Raw genomic sequence first — 19,791 nt, forward strand, 5'->3', positions numbered from 1 at the left:
GCCGACGCCGTTCCGGTCCGGGTACGTTCGGGCCACTGCCCGCGGGGACGCCCTCCGCGTACGGGCCGGTGGGAGGACGCAATGTCGCTGCTCGCTCAACTGACCGCCGCGATCGGTGACGGCTCGATCGAGGTCATCGACCTGACCGCGCCGCTCTCGGAGGACACGCCGATCCTCCGGCTGCCGGAGCCGTTCGGCAACACGGTGCACTTCTCCCTGCGGGAGATCAGCCGGTACGACGACCGCGGGCCTGCCTGGTACTGGAACGACATCGTCACCGGAGAGCACACCGGCACCCACTTCGACGCCCCGGTGCACTGGATCACCGGCCGCGACGGCGACGACGTCTCCCAGGTGGCGCCGCGACGGCTCCTCGCCCCCGCGGTGGTGCTGGACGTCGCCGACCGGGTGGCCGGTGACCCCGACTTCCTGCTCGAGATCGACGACGTACGCGACTGGACGAAGGCCAACGGGCCGCTGCCCGAGGGCGGCTGGCTGCTCTACCGCACCGGCTGGGACGCGCGCTCAGGCGACCAGGACGCGTTCCTCAACGCCGACGAGAGCGGCCACTCGCACACACCGGGCATATCGGCGGAGTGCGCGCGCTGGCTGGCCGAGGAGACGCCGATCCTCGGGCTCGGAGTGGAGACGGTCGGCACCGACGCCGGCGGCGCGCCCGGACTGGACCCGCCGTTCCCCTGCCACTCGTTCCTGCTGGGCGCGGGGAAGTACGGGCTGACCCAGCTGCGCAACCTCGACCGCCTGCCCGTGCGCGGCGCCGCGGTGATCGCCTCACCGCTGCCGATCGTGGGCGGCTCGGGCAGCCCGGCCCGGGTTCTCGCCCTGGTCGAGCGTTGATCGTCGCGGAGGCGGTGGGCGAGGCGCTCATCGGCCTGGGCGTGCGCACGGTCTTCGGCGTCGTGGGCAGCGGCAACTTCCACGTCACCAACGCTCTGGTGGCGGGTGGGGCGCGGTTCGTCGCGGCCCGCCACGAGGGCGGGGCGGCCACGATGGCCGACGCGTTCGCGCGGGCGGGCGGCGGTGTGGGGGTGCTGTCCGTGCACCAGGGCCCCGGCCTGACCAACGCGCTCACCGGGATCACCGAGGCGGCCAAGAGCCGCACGCCGCTCCTCGTGCTGGCCGCCGAGACCGCCGGGTCGGCGGTGCGGTCCAACTTCCGCGTCGACCAGGCCGCACTGGCCGCCGCGGTCGGCGCGGTCCCCGAGCGGGTGCACTCCCCGTCCTCGGCCCTCGCCGACCTGGCCCGCGCCTGGCGCACCGCGGTCGTCGAACGCCGCACGGTCGTCCTGGGCCTGCCGCTCGACGTCCAGTCCGCCGAGCTCCCCGCCGCACCCGCTCCGACGTCCGGTCCGCCCGTCCCGTCCGTGCCCGTTCCCGGGCCGGAGGGGGTCGCGCGGCTGGCCGACGTCCTGGCCGGAGCCGAGCGTCCGGTGTTCCTGGCGGGCCGGGGCGCGCGCGGAGCGCGGGAGGCTCTCGTGGCGCTGGCCGCGCGCACCGGGGCGCTGCTCGCCACCTCCGCCGTGGCGCGCGGGCTGTTCCGCGGCGAGGAGTTCGACCTCGACGTGAGCGGGGGCTTCGCCTCGCCGGTGACGGCCGAGCTGGTGCGGGGCGCCGACGTGCTCGTCGGCTGGGGGTGTTCGCTGAACATGTGGACGCTGCGGCACGGCACCTTGGTCGGCGAGGACACGACGGTCGTCCAGGTCGATCTCGACACCGAGGCCCTCGGCGCCAACCGGCCGATCGACCTCGGGCTCGTCGGCGACGTCGCCGGCACCGCGGCGGCGGCCGAGGCGGAGCTGGCCCGGCGCGGCCACGCGTCCGACGGCGCCCGCTCCCCCGCGCTGGCCGCACGACTGGCCCGGGAGCGACGCTGGCGCGACATCCCCTACGACGACGACTCCGACGACGTCTCGATCGATCCCCGGACACTGTCCATCGCCCTGGACGACCTGCTGCCGGCCGAGCGCACGGTCGCGGTCGACTCCGGAAACTTCATGGGCTACCCGGCGATGTACCTCGAGGTCCCCGACGCCGACGGCCTGGTCTTCACCCAGGCGTACCAGTCGATCGGGCTCGGGCTGGCCACCGCCATCGGCGCGGCCATCGCCCGGCCGGACCGGCTGACCGTCGCCGCTTTGGGCGACGGCGGCGCGCTGATGAGCATCGCCGAGCTGGAGACGGCGGTACGCCTCGGGCTGGGCCTCGTCATCGTGGTCTACGACGACGAGGCGTACGGCGCGGAGGTCCACCACTTCGGCCCGCACGGCCACCGGCTCGACACGGTCCGGTTCCCCCCGGCGGACATCGCCGAGATCGGACGCGGCTTCGGCTGCACGGCGATCACCGCCCGCCGACGCGATGACCTCACCCCGCTGACCGACTGGCTCACCGGGCCCCGCGACCACCCCCTGCTGATCGACGCAAAGGTCACCCCCGGCCGCCCCGCCTGGTGGCTGGAGGAGGCCTTCCGAGGCCACTGACCACCCACCCACCGCACCGCACCCCGGCCAGTGCGCCCCACGCCCGGCCGACGGTGTAGCCGACGCCGCGTGTGCCCGCCTGCGAGGCCCCCAGCGGCACCGCGCTCGGGCGCGGCCGGCACACCGCCGCTCGCGCGCAGGCGCCCCACCTGCGCCGCCTTCCGGGCCGCACCAGATGGGTGATTCCGAGGGCTTGGTGCCAGTGGTCGTAGGCGGCCGGACGTGTCGGACCGGGCGAGAGGCGGGTGTTCCTCTCAAAGGGTTCTCCTGAGAGGAGAATCGGCTGGGACCGGGTGAGGATGCCGCAACGGTCACGGCCGGCCAGCTACGCCAAGTGATCGAGCGTTTGATCGCAGCAGGCCGGTCGGCCGCGAAAGCAGAGGCGGTGCCGCCGCCGACAGTCGAGCACGGCAACGAGGGCACCCGGTCTGTCCCGGGATCTTCAAGCGGTGACGAGTTCGTCGGTGGTCACGATCGCATGTGCGAAGGTGGGCCCGTTGATCTCGTGGGCGGTATGCATCCCCTCACGGCTGAGGGCAGCAGTCGCATCCCTGACCAGGGTCGTGTGGTAGCCCAGCTCCGTCGCAGAACGCGAGGTGGACTCGATGCAGGTGTTGGCGAGCATGCCGACGGTCACGACGTGATCGATCCCACGCTGCCTGAGTTGGTGGTCCAGATCAGTGTTGGCGAAACCGCTCTGCGCCCAGTGCTCCTTGATTACGACGTCGCCCGGCTGGACCTGGAAATCGTCGTGGAAGGCACCGCCCCAGGTACCCTTGGCGAAGGTCTGAAGCTCGGCAGAGGCCACCTGGGTGGGGGTCGGGAACTTCCAATCCTCGTAGTCGCCCGGTTCCCAGCGGTGATGGGGCACGAAGAAAACCTGGACACCGACCCGCCGCGCGGTGTCCACGATGGTGCGCAGATGGTCCAGCGCATGCACTTCCCCGGCAACTTCCTTTAGCCGCGGCCACAGTTTGCCGTCCTCGCTGAGGAAGTCGTTGTAGGGGTCGACCAGCAGCAGGCCGGTCCTTGCTGGGTCGTGATGAAAAGTCACAATGCACCTATACGCATTCAAATTCCGGCAATCGACCGGTTCGGATTGCTGTCACGATTTGGCGAACGGCGGGTAGCCGCTGGTGTAGGTCAGTTCGATCAGTTCGGTACGGGGGGCTGCCCGGGCCAGTGCGGCGCGGATCGGGCCGATGTCGGCGGGAATGGTGCGGCCGGGCAGGAAGTCGTCGTGGTGGCTGAGAATCACGCGTGCGGGATGGAGGAGCTGGGCCTGCCGGGCGATGAAGTCGGCGAGGCTGCCCTGGATCGGTTCGCCGTCGATGGTGGGCCTGCCGGTTGCGGCGAGGATGGCCACGTCGGGGCGTAGGTCGCGCAGGATTCCACTCCAGTGTCCAGAGGTGTCTTGGAACAGCAGGCGGCCTTGGCTGGTTTCGAACAGGTAGAGAAGTGCGCCGCCATCGCCGCGCGGGTGCTGGTTGCTGAGTTGGAAGTGGGCGAGCATCTGGGGAGAGAGGCCGGCCAGCCCGGTGGCCGGGGGCCGTTCGGCCTGTCGGACTTGGCGTTCCTGGTAGGTGAGCCACAGATCGCCCAGGCATGCTTCGTCGGATGCGGGGAATTGGTGGGTCCAGACCGAGGAATGCAAGCTGGGGTAGACCGCGACGGTCACGTCGGCCGACAGCCGGATGCGTTCGCCTCCGCTGACCGGTAGCAGTTGATCGTCGGGAACGCCCTCTCGTTCCATGATGCGGATGGTTTCGTGGCTGCCGATGATCGTGGCACCGGTGCGCCGGGCGATGCGTTCCGCGCCCCACAAATGATCAAAATGAGAGTGGCCGATCACGATCCAGTCGGCTCTGTCGATATCGTCGGTGCGCACGTCGGGTCCCGGCGCACCGGGAAACCGATCGATGTAGGCATCGAGGAAGACGACCAGCTCGCCGACGGTCAGGCGGAAGGTCGCGCAGCCGTACCAATCCAGGGTCGCCTCGGCGGTGCCGCCATCATCGTCGGCCACTGCTAACCCCGATTTCCGGGCCGGTCCGTAAAGACGCCGAAGAGCTCATGGGCCATGCCGAAACCATGATCCTCCAGCAATCGCCGCCGGAAGGGGCGCTGGACGATGGCGTGGGTCAGGCGTCGCGTGGATCGGGGCCTGTCCATCATCGTCTGGGCGATCTGTCGTGCGCGAGGCAACAGATCGTCGGTGGGCAGCACCTCGTTGACCAGTCCCAGGTCCAGCGCCTTGCGAGCGTCGATCCGCTCGCTGGTGTACAAGGCATGAGCGGCCCGTTTGGGCCCCAGCAAGGATTGGAAGGCCAGTTGCAGACCGTCGCCCGGCGCCTGCCCGGCGGCGAAGTGCCCGTCGGAGAAGACCGCGTCCTCGGCGGCGAGTGTGATGTCGCAGAATAGGGCGAGCTCGGTGTGGAAGCCGGGACCGTTGACCACCCCGATGGTGGGGACATCGACTCCGAAGACAAGGTTCTCCAGGAGCTTCATCCCGTCGTAGTAGAGTTCGTGGGCGATATCGCCGGGCCATTCATGAAACGGCTGGGCGAAGGAGGCAGGGTCGACGCCGGCCAGCCACGCGTTACCGGTTCCCGTCAGGATCACGACCTCGTTGCGGGGGTCGTTGCCGATCTCCTGCCAGGCCTGACCCCAAGCGTTGTGAAGTCCCAGGGAGTAGACGGCGGGGCCGCCCTTGGAGTGCATTCGTAGTTCTATGACCCCGCCGTTACGCTCTACGACAAAATGGTCGGAGTACTTATCTGCATACTCATCCAACGCCGGCCGCCCGACGAATCCGCCCAGACGGTCATGCCACTCATCCACTTCCTTGGGCATCGGCCCGCACCTCCCAATCCAACGCCCCCTCGCTGACGCAAGGGACATAACCGGGGACCGTCCCCGATTCGATGCCAGTACAATATGGGGACACTCCCCGATTTGCAACACCGACCGAGGAACGTACGTGATCAAGCCGGAGACCGGCGCGCCCGAAGCGGCACAACGCCCCATGCGCGCCGATGCACGCCGAAACTACGATCGGCTCCTCGTGGCGGCGAGGGACGCCTTCACCGCCTACGGAGCCGATGCCTCCCTGGACGACATCGCCCGTAACGCGGGGGTCGGCAACGCTACGCTGTACCGGCATTTCCCCAGCCGAGAGGCCCTGCTGGACGCGGTCTTCCGGGACCGAGTCCAGACGCTGTGCGCTCAGGCGGAGGAGTTGCTCGGCCGCGAGTCACCCCATGACGCGCTCGTCACCTGGCTACGGGCCCTCGTCGTGCACGTCACCACCTACCGAGGCCTGGCAGCCTGGCTCATGTCCACCGCGACCGGACAAGAGCAGTCCCCGGCCTCATGCCAGGAGTTGATACGCGCGGCTGGAAAGTCCCTGCTCGTCCGGGCCCAACAATCCGGAGCTGTCCGTCCTGACATCGGCACCTCACAGCTGCTCAGGTTCACCCACGCGATCGCCCTGGCTACCGAAGAGACGCCAGGCGAAGCCGACCAGCTACTTTCACTGGTCATGGACGGTCTCCGAATGCGGACGGCCCCACCACCCGCCTTCTCCCCCTCTGATCCATCAGCGGGATGAACGCGGTGAATCACCGTGCTGGCCAGGGCTGAGGATCCGGGCGATCGGCCGGCATCGGCGGTCGGCGACCAGGTGGATCTTCGTGCTCGACCCGCCACGAGACGGCCCCAGCGCCTCACCGCCCGGACCGGCATCGGAATTCTTGTTGTCCCCTGTGGGCGCATTGGCGGCCAGGACATGGCGAGCGCCGGCCGCGTGCTGGTGAGCGCGGGCAATGGTCGAATCGGCGCTGACCGTCCAATCCTCACCCTAGGCCTCATCGGCTCCGGCCCGCAGCCGATCCCTGCCGCGGATGCGCGGGCAGAGCGTGGACTGTCGTCACAAAACGGCACCCATCACCCCCGCAGGCCCACGCCTACAGGTCCAGCCCGCCACAAGCCGCCCCGCCACCAGCCATCCGACCACCACCCGCCCTCACCGGCCGTCCCCCTGCAGGCTGTCCCCGCAGACCGTCTCGCCACGGCCGTCTCGCCACTGGCCGTGCCCCCAACGGGCCCATCCCGCCAGAGCCTCATCCCACCGAAGGTGGTCTCGGCAAGGGTGCTTCGGCGGGCGGTTTCGGCTGGGCTCGGGCGGGGTGACGATGCCTCACCGGATACGGCTGGACCGATGGTGGAGTTCGGGCGTCACGGCCATCGGCGTGGTTCTCGTGTCGGTCGTCAGTGGCTGCGGCTTCTCTCCTCCGTGGCCGCTCACCACGCTGGTCCTCCCGCCGGCATGCACCGGCGGCGGCGAGGCGCAGGCGCTGGCGCCGGCGCTGGCCGTGACCGGCTCGCTGAGTTGCCAGGTGAGGGCGGCTGTGGGAAGGCGGCCGAGGTTCGCCTTGCTCCGATGTCGCTCACGGTCTCCGCTGGTGCGGCGGCCGGCGCGCCGGTAATCCAGGTGCCGGATGACGGCCGATCCTGGCAAGGTCCACGTATGCCGATCGTTGACGTGTCGTCCGGAGTGTCCATCGCCTACGAGAGCTTCGGCGATCCCCGTGACGTCCCGGTTCTGCTCGTCATGGGCTTCGGCGCTCAGATGATCGCCTGGCACGAGGACTTCTGTCGTGCGCTGGCGGACCGCGGCCGCCATGTGATCCGTTACGACAACCGCGACTGCGGGCTGTCCACCAAGTTCGACGATCACCCGGTCGACATGGGGCGGTTCATCGCCGCGGTGAGCTCGGGAGACCTTCCCTCCGCCCTCGCGATGGTTCCCTACCGGCTGCAGGACATGGCCGACGACGGCCTGGGCCTGCTCACCGCGCTCGGCATCGAACGAGCTCATGTGGTCGGAGCCTCGATGGGCGGGATGATCGCTCAGACGATGGCCATCACCCGGCCGGAGCGGGTGCTGACCCTGACGTCGATGATGTCCTCGACCGGCGAGAGTGAATACGGCCGGCCCAGTCCCGAAGCCCGGGCGGTGCTGTTCGGCCCGAGGCCGGGAGACCGCGACGGGTACGTCGCAGCGGCGGACCGGGACCTCGTGTGGGCCTCCAAGCGCTACGGCGACCCCGCGGCCCTTCGAGAGCTGGCCGCTGCCGGCTACGACCGCGCCTACCACCCCGCCGGGGTCGGGCGTCAGCTCGGCGCGATGATCCTCAGTGGCTCGCGTGCCGACGCGCTCCGCGAGCTCCAGGTGCCGACTCTGGTGATCCACGGTCTGGACGACACACTGATCGACCCCAGTGGCGGGCGGCGCACCGCGGAGCTGGTGCCCGGAGCCGAGCTTCTGCTGATCCCCGACATGGGTCACGACCGCCCGCGCGAGCTCTGGCCCGAGATCATCGATGCTCTGGAGGCCCACACCCGCGGATCCGCGGATGCGCGATGAAGGCGGACAGGCCGGTGGTCAGGCGCGTTCTCGGGCGGCCAGTACGGGGAGGCCGTCGGCTTCCTGGACGGCCTCGTGCCGGGGGAACAGCACCAGGGCCACCAGGGCCAGGCCGAAACCGCTCATGCGCAGTGCCAGCAGGAGCCGGTCGTCCGGCCACGGCTCCTTGTACAGCAGCGGCCCGAACACCGCCAGCTCCGTCTTCGCCGCCACCGTCAGCACCGTCACCACGATCGACATCCGGCATCGCTGCAGCCCGATCTGCAGCTGGGCCAGGCCGAACACCGCCATCCCCACCGCGACGTACGGATAGGGCGTCGTGTACGCCGCGGCGGCCAGGCCGTGCGTGCTGTAGACCGACGCGACTCCCTTGATCGCCAGTTCGGAGATGCCGAGGCTGATGCCGGACCCGAACCCGTACGCGACCCCGGCGAGCGGCCGGGCGTGGCGGCCGAACGCGCGCACGTCGCCGCCCACCAGCACGACCGCGCTGATCAGCACGCCCGGGACGACCACGGCGGCCAGCACGGCCGGACCGGCGACGCTGCTGGTGAGCACCTCGCGGGCGCCGTTGGAGACGCCGATGAACGCGGTCGCGACCCCGAACAGCGCGATGCTGAACCACTCGCGGCCGGTCAGCCGTTCGCGGAAGAACACGCCGGCGTAGAAGAGGATGAACGCCAGGCTCGCGACGAAGATCGGCTCGGCCAGGCTGAGCGGCAGCATCGTCAGCGCCTCGACCTGTGTCGCGACGCCGGACAGGACGATGACCAGGCCGGTGAGCCACAGCCGGTTGGTGTAGGTATGCCTGATCAGACGCAGCGGACGGGTGCCGCGCAGCACGGGCATGCGGTTCGCCGCGACCCGGAAGACGATGAACCCCAGGTAGTAGATGATCGTCGCCATCGCCGCGAGGATGGCTCCCTTGAGGTCAGAGGCGCCCATGCGCCGGGCCTTCCGAGCGGCGTCGACTGGGCATCGGCTTTCCTCGTCTCACGGGCCCCGATGATCGCGGGTAACTCATCGGGTATCAAGAGTCATATTCGCGCATGGAAACGCCCATGTCCCGACATTCGACCGACCTCGGACGGCGACTTCGCGCCCTCCGCCGCTGTCAGTTCCAGGGCAACGCGGCCCTGGCCTGCCAGTATGCGTCCGGCGGCATGGCGAGAGCGGACAGTTCACGCAATTCGCCCGGCGAAAGGGGAACGGACTCCGCGCCGAGATTCGTGCGAATCTGCTCCACGCTCACCGCCCCGGACAGCACCGTGTCCGCCCACGGCTCCGCCAGGATCGCCGCCAGCGCGACCGCGTCCGCGGTCAGGCCGCGCCCGGCCGCCACCCGCCGTACGGTCTCGGGCGGCTCGGCCGCCAGGCGGCCGTTGGCGAGCCCCTCCTTGACGATCACGTGGGCGCCGGCCGCATGGGCCTCGGCCAGGGCGTCGCCGACGGAGGACTCCAGGACGTTCCACGTCGACTGGACCGTCGTGAACAGACGCCGCCCGCCGACCTCCAGCGCGAGCGCCCGGCGTACGGTGTCGGCCTGGGCGGGCCCGGAGGTGGAGAACCCGACCCGCACGCCCTCGGCGGCCAGCTCCGCCAGGGCGTCGAGCAGCGCGGCGTCGCCGAAGAGCGGGCTGTCGGCGGTCAGCGAGTGCACCTGGTACACGTCGAGCCGGTCGCCGAGGAGCCCCCGCGTCTCGGCGAGCTGCGTGCGGAACCGGTCCAGGGAGTGCTCCTTGACCTCGTGCACGGCGGCGTCGGAACGCCAGCCGCCGACGTAGGCGTACCCCCACTTGCTGGAGACCGTGACGTCGGCGTGGCCGCGCTCGTCCAGCCACCCCGCGAGGAACTCCTCCGACCGGCCGTAGGACCGCGCGGCGTCGATCCACCGCACCCCGGCCGCGTACGCGGCGTCGAGCACCCGCCACGTCGCCGCGCGCATCGCCTCGACCGTGCGCTCCGCGGGCAGCGCGCCCTCACGGCCGACGTTGATGTAGGCCGGCCGGCCCAGGGCCGCCAGGCCGATCCCCATCCGCATCCGTACCGTTCCCCCGATTCCGCCCATGTCCCGCGGCCAATCGGCCGCCCACCGTCGTCCGCTCCCCGGCTTTCGGTAACACTAGTGTCCCCGAATGTCCCGCGACGGGAGGGATGGCGGTGGGCGGCAGGAATCGGGCCGAGCGGCTCCGGACGTGGCTCGACGGGCCGTCCGGCGTCTCTCGCGTCGGCCTCGAACGCCGTACGCGGTGGATGCTCATCGTCGCGGTCGGCGGCGCCAACCTCGCCGGCGCGCTGTTCGTCCTGCTGTTCTCGACCTTCGTGATGCCCGACCCGCCGGGTCTGGCCGACCCCGCGCGCGTGCGCCTGGTCAACCTGGTGGTGTTCTCCGCGTACGTCCTGTTCGGCGCGCCGATCGGCATCGCGTGGGGGATCCGGCTGTGCCGGCCGTTGCGCACGTTCGCCGCGCACGACGGCGAGCCGGACGAGATCGAACGCCGGGCGGTCCTGCGCGGGCCGTTGCGGCTGATGGCGATGCAGGCGACGCTGTGGGCTAGCGGCGCGGCCGGGTGGGCCGTCATCGACCTGGCCTACTCCCCGTTGCTCGCGCTCAAGGTGAGCATGATCACCCTGCTCGGCGCCATCACGACCTGCGCGCTCGTCTACCTGCTCGCCGAACGCCTGCTGCGCCCGTTCGCGGCCATCGTGATGGCGTCGCGGCCCACTCCCCACGACGGATGGTTCGGCATCACGCCGCGCACCATGCTCGCCTGGGCGCTCGGCACCGGCGTGCCGCTGCTCGGCCTGGTCATCACCGCGGTGGCCGCGCTGGTGGTGACCGGCATGTCGCTGACGCAGCTCGCGGTCACCATCCTGGTGCTCGGCGGGGTGGCGCTGCTGGTCGGGTTCGAGGTCACCTACATCGCCGCGCGCGCGGTCGCCGACCCGGTCCGGTCCGTACGGGAGGGCCTGGCCCGGATCGAACGCGGCGACCTGCAGGCGTCCGTGCCCGTGTACGACGCGGGCGAGCTGGGCGGCCTGCAGGCGGGGTTCAACCACATGGCCACCGGCCTGCGCGAGAACGAGCGGATCCGCGACCTGTTCGGCCGGCACGTCGGCGAGGACGTCGCCCGGCACGCGCTCGAACACGGCGTCGCCCTCGGCGGCGAGGTCTGCGAGGCGGCCGTCATCTTCGCCGACCTGAAGGGCTCGACCCGGCTGGCCGCGACCCGGCCGCCCGGCGAGGTCGTCGGCCTGCTCAACGCCTACTTCGGCATCGTCGTGGAGGTCGTGGCCGCGCACGGCGGGCTGATCAACAAGTTCCAGGGCGACGCGGCGCTGGCCGTCTTCGGCGCGCCGCAGCAGCTGGAGGACCCGGCCGGTCAGGCGCTCGCCGCCGCCCGGAAGCTGTCCCACCGGCTGCGGGCCGAACTGCCGCAGCTGCACGCGGGCATCGGGGTGTCCTCGGGACAGGTCGTGGCCGGGCACATCGGCGCCGAACAGCGGCTGGAGTACACCGTCATCGGCGACCCGGTCAACGAGGCGGCCCGGCTGAGCGACCTGGCCAAGAGCACCGACGAACGCCTCCTGGCGTCGGCCACGGTGGTCGGCGCGGCGCACCAGGGCGAGGCGTCCCGCTGGCGCCTGGGCAACACGGTGACCCTGCGCGGCCGCCCCGCCCGTACCCGCCTCGCCTCGCCGTTCGGCCCGCCTCCCCCGGGCACGATCCAGCGGGTCCTGCGCCTCCTCAACCACCGCAAGTAGCCAGAAAACGTCCCATTGCCGCATTCCCGGCGTGCGTCGTGAGGGAGTTCCGGCTCCTATGGAAAACGCTTTCCGGCCTGCTGCAACGGGTTCTCGCCGCACGTCCGCTAATGGATACCAATTCTGTCAACACGTGTAAGCGGGGTTCTGCGGAGCTTGAGCCGGAATCCGTGTTGAATAGGCACCACGCTCGACGCAGCCGGAGGGGCTAGGAGGGACGGTGTGATGACCCAGGCTCCGTACGTCGTGGGTTCCCGGGCCGATCGGCAGACCGCTCAGGCATGGGCGTTCGACCGGATCGGGGAGCGATACGACGAGGCGTTCCCGCACAAGGATGGGCAGCTCTCGGCCGTGCGCCGGCTACTCGACCGGCTTCCGCCCGGGGCGCGGATCCTCGACGCCGGATGCGGCACGGGCACTCCGACCGCGCGGCAGCTCGCCGATGCCGGGCACTCGGTGGTCGGGATCGACATCTCCGACGAGATGCTCCGCCTGGCCCGCCGGGACGTGCCGGAAGCGGAATTCCTCCGCCGCCCCATAGAGGAACTTGATGCATCCTTGGGGGAATTCGCGGCAGTTGTCGCATTTTTCTCGCTGCTGATGCTGCCGCGCGTGGAGATCCCGCCCGCGCTCGAGCACTTTCACGACCTGCTCGCGCCGGGAGGTCATCTGGTGCTCGGCATGGTGGAGGCGGACCTCGACGACACGCCGATCCAGTTCCTCGGCAGTCCCGTACGGGTGAGCGGGTACATGCGCGACGAACTCGTGTCGCTCGTCACCGAGGCGGGGTTCGAGGTCACCGAGCTGCACCACCTGACGTACGCCCCGGCCAGCGCCGAGCTCCTGCCCGAGGTGCAGCTGTTCCTGTTCTGCCGCCGCGACGGCCTTCGGTGAGGTGGCGGGGTCACGGGCGGCCCGACCCGTCCGACGTACACGAGCATCTCGCCTTCCTGCACGCCGCGACGGTACGGATCGGCGGTGACCTGGAGCTGACCCAGGTCATGACCTCGCTCTGCGAGACGGCGGTGCCGCGCGTCGCCGACCTCGCCGCGACGTACCTGTACGAGACGGTGCTCACCGACGGCGAACCACCCGAGTCACCCGGCGCCCCGGCCGACGGCGTGCTGTGCAAGGTCGCCCGCCACGCCGCACCGGACGGCGACGCCCGGCGCACGGTCCGCGCGCTCCCCGGCAAGGTCGCGGTCTCCGAGCTGACCGGCCCGTTCGCGGCGAGCGTCGGCAGCGGGCAACTCGTCATGTGGCCCGACCCAAGCCCGGACGGCACGGGCTCGCGTGACCAGGACGACGTCGGCTGCCTGCTGCCGGCGGCACGGTCGGGGTCGCTCGTCGTCGTCCCGCTCCGCGCGGGGCGGCACCTGCTCGGGTTCGCGTTGCTGCTGCGCTCGGCCGGACGCCCCGGCTTCGACGAGACCGCCGTGCTGACCGCCACGCTGATGGCCGACCAGGCGGCGCTCGGCGCGCACAAGGCGTTGCTGTACCAGCGGGAGGCGCGCGTCGCGGACGCGCTCCAGCGCAGCATGCTGCCCAAGCACCCGCCGCGGCTGCCCGGCGTGGAGATCGCCTACCGCTACCTGCCGGGCAACCCCGCCGCGCAGGTCGGCGGCGACTGGTTCGACGCGGTCCCGCTCCCCGGCAGCCGGGTCGCGCTCATCGTCGGCGACGTCATGGGGCACGGGGTGCACTCGGCCGCCACGATGGGCCAGCTCCGTACCGCCGTGCGCACCCTCGCCGCCCTCGACCCTCCCCCGGACCAGGTGCTCCGCCACCTCGACCAGCTCTTCGAGGAGACCGTCGGGCAGGCCGGCGAACAGTTCCTCGCCACCTGTGTCTACTGCGTGTACGACCCGGTCGCCCGGCGCTGCGCGATCGCGAACGCCGGGCACGTCCCGCCGGTCTTCGCCTATGCCGACGGCCGTACCGAACTGGTCCCGGTGCCGGCCGGCGTTCCGCTCGGCGTCGGCAACGTCGCGTTCGAGACCATCGAGGTGCCCGCGCCGGACGGCACGCTGATCGCGCTGTGCACCGACGGCCTGGTCGAGTCCCGCGACCAGGACATCACCGAGGGGCTCGACGAGCTGCGCGAGAGCCTGGCGAAGGTGTCCGACCCGCCCGACGACCTGTGCGAGAACGTCCTGCGCGCCCTGCGCACCGGCGAACGCGAGGACGACGTCGCGCTCCTCATCGCCCGGTTCGACGGCATCCCGAGCGCCAGCGTCGCCAACTGGATCATGCGCCCGCACGCCCAGGCGGCACGTCACGTACGGGGTCTGATCGCCAACACGCTCACCGGCTGGGGGCTGGAGGACCAGATCGACGCCGCCTCGCTCCTCGCGACCGAACTCGTCACCAACGCGATCCGCTACACCACGCGCCCGATCACCATGCGGCTGCTGCGCACCGAGACGCTGCTGTGCGAGGTCACCGACGACGATCACCACCTGCCCGTCCTGTGCGAACCCGGTGACGACGACGAGGCCGGCCGCGGCATCTACCTCGTCGACAGACTCTCCAGCCGATGGGGCGCCAGCCACACGGCGGCGGGCAAGGCGGTCTGGTTCGAACTCGCGCTGTGACCGGCGAAGAAGACCCCGCCCCGGCGTACCGTCCGTTCACGTCATTGCGGGATATTGATCGCATGAGTGAGCGCAAAGAGATCGAATGCTGGTTGACCGACATGGACGGTGTCCTGGTCCACGAGGGCCGTCCGGTACCCGGAGCGCGGGAGTTCCTGGAGCGGCTGACCAAGGCGGGGCGGCGGTTCCTCGTCCTGACGAACAACTCGATCTACACGCCCGGAGACCTTCACGTACGGCTGCGAGCGGCCGGGCTCGACGTCCCGGTCGAGTCGATCTACACGTCCGCACTGGCGACCGCGCAGTTCCTGAACGACCAGCGACCGCACGGGTCGGCGTTCGTCCTGGGCGAGTCGGGGCTGACCACCGCGCTCCACGAGGTCGGGTACGTCCTGACCGACATCGACCCCGACTACGTCGTCCTCGGCGAGACCCGCACGTACAGCTTCACCTCGATCACCCGGGCGATCCGCCTCATCGACGGCGGCGCGCGGTTCATCGCCACCAACCCGGACCCGATCGGCCCCTCGGCCGAGGGCTCCCTCCCGGCGACGGGCGCGGTCGCCGCGCTGATCACCAAGGCCACCAACGTGACCCCGTACTTCGTCGGCAAGCCGAACCCGCTGATGATGCGCAGCGCCCTCAACACCGTGGGCGGCCACTCGGAGACGACGGCCATGATCGGCGACCGGATGGACACCGACGTGGTCTCGGGCATGGAGGCGGGCCTCTACACGATCCTGGTCCTGACGGGCGTGACCCAGGCGGGCGACGTGGACCGCTTCCCGTTCCGCCCGTCCCGCATCACCGACTCGATCGCCGACCTCGTGGACATGGTCGACGACTGACCCCCGCCGCACGTGACGTCTCCCCGGAACCGGTTACCGGGGCGGGCCGACGATGGCGACGGGGCAGTCGGCATGGTGGATGACGCCGTGGGCGACGGACCCGAGGCGGGTCTCGCGGCAGCCGGGTCCGATGACGAGAAGGGCCGCACGGGAGGAACAGGCCGTGAGCGCGCCGACCGGGTGTCCGCGCGGTGTCTGCTCGACCACGCCGACGTCCGGATAGCGCGCCCGCCAGGGGGCGAGCGCGTCGTCGAGGCGGTCACGTGTCACGGCCTCGGCCTCGCACACCGAGACGGTGGGCAGGATGGCGGGTACCTGCCAGGCGTGCACCACGTGGACCCACGCGTCGCGCAGTGCCGCGGCCTCGAAGGCGTACCGGAGCACCTCCTCCGACGCCCCTGGCGTCTCGGACAGGTCCACGCCGGCGAGCACCTCGTGACGGCGTTCCCGGGGTTCGCCGCGCACGACGATCGTCGGCACCGGAACGTAGGCGGCCAGCCGCAGGCCGGTGGAGCCGAGCAGCATCCCGGTGAATCCGCCGAGACCCCGGTGGCCGACCACGATCTCGCACGAACGGCGGCCCTGTGACCGCAGCGCGCGTACGGGCGCGTCGAAGACCAGTTCGCTGGTGACCGGCAGGCCGGGACGGGCCTTGGCGGCGCGTTCGACGGCCTCGGCGAGCACGTGCTCGCCCGTCTCCGTCAGTGACTCGCAGGTCCCCGGCGTCGCGTAGAACGGCATGTCGTGGTCCCAGCGTTCGGCCGCGTGCACGATGTGCAGCGGCCGGTGTCTCAGCGTCGCCTCGTCCGCGGCCCATTCCACGGCGAGGTCGGCTCGGGACGAGCCGTCGGTTCCGACGACGATCGGCTGGATCATGATGTCTCCTGGTGGTCGGCGCGCGGCGGGCACCCCCTCGGCCGCCGCCGCTGCTCTCCCCAGCGTCGCGGCGGCGGCCGGACGTCAGATAGAGGCCGAAAGTCCCCTGGTCCGGGGCCGCTCGCCTCGGCCGGGAGGCGTCCGGTTCCCTGGTCGCGCTCACCTCCTCACTCGCTCCGCGGACGGCTCGTACCTCACCGTCCACTCCGCTCGCTCGTCGGCTCGCCGCTCCGGTCAGTCGTGGCGCAGCGGGACCCGCCAGTCCAGGACGCTTCCGCCGCCCTCCCGGTCGCGGAACTCGAAGGAGCCGCCGAGGGAGCGGGCCCGTTCGGCGAGGTTGCGCAGGCCGCTGCGCCGGCCGACCGGCGGGATGCCGGTGCCGTCGTCCTCGACCACGAGCGTGAGGGAGTCGCCGGCGTCGACGGTCACGAACACGTGGCGCGCGTGCGCGTGCCGTGCGACGTTGGACAGTGCCTCCCGGAGCGCGGCGATCAGATGTTCGCCGGTCTCGGCGTTCACCGTGGTGTCCAGCAGCCCTTCGAGGCGTACGGCGGGCGCGAACCCCAGGCACTCCGTGGTCCCCTCGACCACCTCCAGGACTCGTTCGCGCAGCCCGAGGCGGGCGCCGGGTACCGCCTGCAGCGCGAAGATCGTCGAGCGGATCTGGCGGATCGTCTCGTCCAGATCGTCGACCGCGCGCTGGACCCGTACGGCGACGTCGGGCCGGTCGGTCATCTTCATCGCGCTCATCAGCGTCATCGCGGTGGCGAACAGGCGCTGGATGACGGTGTCGTGCAGGTCCTTGGCGATGCGGTCCCGATCCTCCAGCAGGACGAGGCGCTCCGCGTCACGGCGGCGTTCGGCCAGCTCGATGGCGACGGCGGCCTGGGCGGCGAACGCCTCCAGCAGCCGCCGGGCGGACTCGGTGAAGGCCGGCCGGCCCGGGGCGTTGGCCACCGCGAGCACGCCGCGTACCTCCGGCCCGGTCCCCAGCGGCACGGCCAGGATGGCCTCCAGCGGTATGGGCGGCGGGGACCTGACCGTACGGGCCGCCTCCCCGGCGTCGGCGAGCATCAGGGACTCGCCGGTGCGGAACACCCGTCCGGCCAGCACGTCGTCGATCCGGGGGCGGCGCCCGGCGATCAGGTCGGCGTGCTCGCCGTCGGCCGCCTGGACGGTGAGCTCCTCTCCCTCCGCGAGCGCCACCATGGCGTAGTCCGCGTCGCAGATCTCCCGGGCACGCCGGGCCACCAGCGTGAGGACCTCGGCCGGCGCGGTGCCGGACAGCAGCGAGGTGGACACCTCGGCCGAGGCCTCCCGCCAGCGTTCGCGCCGCCGGGCCTCCTCGTAGAGGCGGGCGTTCTCGATCGCCACACCGGCCGCCGTGGCGAGGGCGGCGACCACGCTCTCGTCGTCCTCGTCGAACTCTCCGCCGCCGGCCTTCTCGGTCAGGTAGAGGTTGCCGAACACCTCGTCGCGCACGCGTACGGGCACGCCCAGGAACCGGTGCATCGGCGGATGGGCGGGCGGGAACCCCGAGGAGGCCGGGTGCGCGGACAGGTCGGCCAGCCGGATCGGGGCCGGTTCCCTGATCAGCAGGCCGAGGATGCCCTGACCCGTCGGCCAGGAGCCGATCGCCTTGATCTCCTCCTCGGTGATGCCGACGGTCACGAACCGGGACAGCCGGTCGTCCTTGCCGATCACCCCGAGTGCGCCGTACCGGGCGTCGACGAGGGTGGTCGCCGCCTCGACGATCCGGTACAGAACGGTGTCCAGCTCCAGATCGCTCTCGATCGAGACGACCGCCTCGAGCAGCGCGTGTACCCGGTCGCGGGTGGCGAGCACCGCCGCGAGCCGCGACTGCAGCTCAGAGAGAAGATCGTCGAGCCGTAGCTGCGGCAGCACCATGCCGGCGCGATCGTCCCCGGGCTGCCCTTCAGGGCACACGGCGTATGCCTCCCGTCGTCCGCGTCCACGTCCTGCCCCGAGCGGCAAGTCCTGCTGAGACCAGTATGAAAGACGAGGTCAGACGGCATTTCGGCAGGACCGTCCCAGGTCCTGCCCCGGTGGTCCGCAAGCTTGACGCGGTGCCGGGCGAAGGTCCTCCGCGCCGGGGCCCGATGCTGAGGAATGGCGGGCCCGGCCGGGACCTTCGCCCCTGCCCGCCGGTCGGGGCCACGGGGAGTATCGAGCCATGAGACTCGACGCGAACGGGATCGAGGTCCTTGATCGCGACGACTGCCTGGCGCTGATGCGGTCCGTGACCCTCGGCCGGGTGGTCTTCACCGACCGTGCGCTGCCCGCGATCGAGCCGGTCCACTTCGTGTTCGACGGCGATGACGTGATCATCTCGATGCCGCCGGGCTCGAAGCTGGCCTCGGCCACCCGCGGTGCGGTCGTCGCCTTCGAGGCCGACGCCTTCGAACCGGGCAGCCGCTCGGGTTGGTCGGTCACCGTGATCGGGGAAGCACGGGTCGTCCGCGTCGCCACCGAGATCGAGCGCCTCTCCCGGCTCCCGCTGAGATCGTGGGCCCCGCGAGGCCTCGGCTACTTCATCCGCATCCGCGGCGAATACGTCAGCGGACGACGGATCCACCCGACCTATCTGGAGGCCACACGATGACCTCGAGCTTCGAGGAAAGCCTCGTTGGCGACGTGATGTCCACCGAGGTGCTCACCGTCGCGGCCGAGGAGACCACGCTCATGGCTTGGGAGCTGATGCGCCAGGGTGGGTACCACCACGTACCGGTGGTCAGCACCGACGGTCACTGCATCGGCGTCCTGGACGCCGAGACGATGGCCGCCGCGTGGGACGGCGGCGGTCCGGACCGCATGCGCATGCCGGTGAGCACGGTCGTGGGCCACCGCCTCATGCCTCACGTCGGCGTCTCGGACTCCATCGCCGCGGCGGCACGGGCGATGCTCGCCGCCCAGCTGGACTTCGTGGCCGTCACCGACGGCGAGGACCGGCTCGTGGGCCTGATCACCGCACGGGACCTGGTCGCCGCCGTCGCGGGACGCAGGCACCGGCCGACGCCGGGCCATCTGGAGCGTCCGACGCTGTACCGCATCGAGCCGGTGCTGCCGAACCGGTACGCCGAGGGCGGCGCGGCACCACGCTGACCCGGACGCCCCGCCGCCTGCGGTGCCGGGCGCCGACGGCGCCGCCGAGTGGGCCGGCGGGGCCCTTCAGCGAACGAGAGAAGGCAGGATGACACGCCAGATCAACATCGGTTTCCGCGCCCCTTCGGCCGCCCACCTGGAGGAACGCATCCTTCAACTCGAGACGAAGGTGGCTCTGCTCACCCACGCCATCCAGGCGCTCTCGCGGGAACTGCACGAACACACCGACGCGCCGCCCGTTCGCTGAGCCGGACGCACCCGGCGTACCGGACCGGCCCGGCGCGCCCAGAGCACCGCGGTACGCCCGCCTCGGCCGACTCCGGCCGGGCGCCGCCCGGCGAGGTCTTCAGGCGCGCCGCCGCATCGGCACGACGCACCCACAGCACCGCGAAACACCCACCTCAGCCAACGCCGACCGGACCACCACCCGGCGAGAGCTCGGACACGCCGCCGTACCGCACCAGCGCGACACACCCACAGCACCGCCGTAGGCCCGCCTCGGCCGACGCCGTCCGGGCCGCGTACCGGATTAGTGCGCCCAGCCACAGCACCGCCGTGCCGAACTGGCGCGACGTGCCTACAGCACCGCGGCACGCCCGCCTCGGCCGACGCCGGCCGGGCCGTCGCCCGCTGATCCCCGGGCGCGCCCGGCGTCC

The 19,791-nt window shown here is 71.3% G+C and carries 18 protein-coding genes and 1 pseudogene; 11 read left to right on the forward strand and 8 right to left on the reverse strand.

Annotated features, from left to right (window positions below; all coding sequences use genetic code 11):
• Positions 1-81 precede the first annotated feature (81 nt).
• Positions 82-858: a cyclase family protein gene (locus QSK37_RS09310; RefSeq protein WP_285619024.1), complete on the forward strand. Its 777-nt coding sequence runs from the start codon at positions 82-84 to the stop codon at positions 856-858.
• Entirely contained in the window at positions 855-2,501 is a 1,647-nt protein-coding gene (locus QSK37_RS09315; protein ID WP_285619025.1) for a thiamine pyrophosphate-binding protein, read from the forward strand. Before QSK37_RS09310 ends, QSK37_RS09315 begins: the two co-directional genes overlap by 4 nt.
• 442 nt (positions 2,502-2,943) lie before the next feature.
• On the opposite strand, the gene QSK37_RS09320 is transcribed toward QSK37_RS09315, so the two are convergent.
• From QSK37_RS09320 to QSK37_RS09330, 3 genes are read right to left on the reverse strand one after another with little or no spacing between them, the layout of a single operon-like run.
• On the reverse strand, positions 2,944-3,555 hold the full coding sequence (locus tag QSK37_RS09320) for a cysteine hydrolase family protein (RefSeq protein WP_285619026.1): 612 nt from the start codon (positions 3,553-3,555) through the stop codon (positions 2,944-2,946).
• 51 nt (positions 3,556-3,606) lie between these two features.
• On the reverse strand, positions 3,607-4,527 hold the full coding sequence (locus QSK37_RS09325) for an MBL fold metallo-hydrolase (protein ID WP_285619027.1): 921 nt from the start codon (positions 4,525-4,527) through the stop codon (positions 3,607-3,609).
• 2 nt (positions 4,528-4,529) lie between these two features.
• Positions 4,530-5,354, reverse strand: coding sequence for an enoyl-CoA hydratase/isomerase family protein (locus tag QSK37_RS09330; protein ID WP_285619028.1), 825 nt, complete (start codon positions 5,352-5,354; stop codon positions 4,530-4,532).
• Positions 5,355-5,481: 127 nt separating this feature from the next.
• On the opposite strand from QSK37_RS09330, the gene QSK37_RS09335 reads away from it, so the two are divergent.
• Positions 5,482-6,111, forward strand: coding sequence for a TetR/AcrR family transcriptional regulator (locus tag QSK37_RS09335; RefSeq protein ID WP_285619029.1), 630 nt, complete (start codon positions 5,482-5,484; stop codon positions 6,109-6,111).
• On the opposite strand, the pseudogene QSK37_RS09340 reads toward QSK37_RS09335, so the two are convergent.
• Positions 6,112-6,228: pseudogene (locus QSK37_RS09340) on the reverse strand (IS5/IS1182 family transposase); the annotation flags it as partial.
• An 801-nt stretch (positions 6,229-7,029) separates the two neighbouring features.
• On the opposite strand from QSK37_RS09340, the gene QSK37_RS09345 reads away from it, so the two are divergent.
• A complete protein-coding gene (locus QSK37_RS09345) occupies positions 7,030-7,929 on the forward strand; it encodes an alpha/beta fold hydrolase (protein ID WP_285619030.1) in 900 nt (299 codons plus the stop codon).
• An 18-nt stretch (positions 7,930-7,947) separates the two neighbouring features.
• Here the strand turns inward: QSK37_RS09345 and QSK37_RS09350 are convergent, their stop codons facing one another.
• Together QSK37_RS09350 and QSK37_RS09355 are read right to left on the reverse strand one after the other, a co-directional pair.
• Positions 7,948-8,874 carry a hypothetical protein gene (locus QSK37_RS09350; protein WP_285581339.1) on the reverse strand — a complete coding sequence of 309 codons (927 nt, stop codon included), beginning with the start codon at positions 8,872-8,874 and terminating at the stop codon, positions 7,948-7,950.
• A gap of 169 nt (positions 8,875-9,043) precedes the next feature.
• Positions 9,044-9,970, reverse strand: coding sequence for an aldo/keto reductase (locus QSK37_RS09355; RefSeq protein ID WP_285619031.1), 927 nt, complete (start codon positions 9,968-9,970; stop codon positions 9,044-9,046).
• Between the two features lie 119 nt (positions 9,971-10,089).
• Between QSK37_RS09355 and QSK37_RS09360 the strand changes: the two genes are divergently transcribed.
• The 4 genes from QSK37_RS09360 (at position 10,090) to QSK37_RS09375 (ending at position 15,136) form a co-directional block, all read left to right on the forward strand.
• On the forward strand, positions 10,090-11,694 hold the full coding sequence (locus QSK37_RS09360) for an adenylate/guanylate cyclase domain-containing protein (RefSeq protein WP_285619032.1): 1,605 nt from the start codon (positions 10,090-10,092) through the stop codon (positions 11,692-11,694).
• Between the two features lie 225 nt (positions 11,695-11,919).
• The gene (locus tag QSK37_RS09365) at positions 11,920-12,588 is read left to right on the forward strand and encodes a class I SAM-dependent methyltransferase (protein ID WP_285619033.1); all 669 of its coding nucleotides are present in this window, start codon (positions 11,920-11,922) and stop codon (positions 12,586-12,588) included.
• On the forward strand, positions 12,585-14,288 hold the full coding sequence (locus QSK37_RS09370) for an ATP-binding SpoIIE family protein phosphatase (RefSeq protein ID WP_285619034.1): 1,704 nt from the start codon (positions 12,585-12,587) through the stop codon (positions 14,286-14,288). Before QSK37_RS09365 ends, QSK37_RS09370 begins: the two co-directional genes overlap by 4 nt.
• A gap of 62 nt (positions 14,289-14,350) precedes the next feature.
• Positions 14,351-15,136 carry an HAD-IIA family hydrolase gene (locus tag QSK37_RS09375; protein ID WP_285581331.1) on the forward strand — a complete coding sequence of 262 codons (786 nt, stop codon included), beginning with the start codon at positions 14,351-14,353 and terminating at the stop codon, positions 15,134-15,136.
• Between the two features lie 33 nt (positions 15,137-15,169).
• Here QSK37_RS09375 and QSK37_RS09380 read toward each other — a convergent pair whose 3' ends face one another.
• Complete coding sequence (locus QSK37_RS09380) at positions 15,170-16,012, reverse strand: universal stress protein (protein WP_285619035.1); 843 nt, start codon at positions 16,010-16,012, stop codon at positions 15,170-15,172.
• Between the two features lie 234 nt (positions 16,013-16,246).
• Positions 16,247-17,920, reverse strand: coding sequence for a GAF domain-containing sensor histidine kinase (locus QSK37_RS09385; RefSeq protein ID WP_285619036.1), 1,674 nt, complete (start codon positions 17,918-17,920; stop codon positions 16,247-16,249).
• Between the two features lie 286 nt (positions 17,921-18,206).
• Between QSK37_RS09385 and QSK37_RS09390 the strand changes: the two genes are divergently transcribed.
• From QSK37_RS09390 to QSK37_RS09400, 3 genes are all read left to right on the forward strand, one after another.
• Complete coding sequence (locus QSK37_RS09390) at positions 18,207-18,635, forward strand: pyridoxamine 5'-phosphate oxidase family protein (RefSeq protein WP_285619037.1); 429 nt, start codon at positions 18,207-18,209, stop codon at positions 18,633-18,635.
• Positions 18,632-19,135: a CBS domain-containing protein gene (locus QSK37_RS09395; RefSeq protein ID WP_285619038.1), complete on the forward strand. Its 504-nt coding sequence runs from the start codon at positions 18,632-18,634 to the stop codon at positions 19,133-19,135. The genes QSK37_RS09390 and QSK37_RS09395 overlap by 4 nt, the downstream gene beginning before the upstream one ends.
• A gap of 88 nt (positions 19,136-19,223) precedes the next feature.
• Positions 19,224-19,382 (forward strand): hypothetical protein, encoded by a 159-nt coding sequence (locus tag QSK37_RS09400; protein ID WP_285581323.1) that lies wholly within the window; start codon positions 19,224-19,226, stop codon positions 19,380-19,382.
• Positions 19,383-19,791: the final 409 nt, after the last annotated feature.

Source organism: Actinoallomurus iriomotensis, assembly GCF_030269445.1.
In the GTDB taxonomy this organism is placed as follows: Bacteria; Actinomycetota; Actinomycetes; order Streptosporangiales; family Streptosporangiaceae; genus Actinoallomurus; species Actinoallomurus iriomotensis.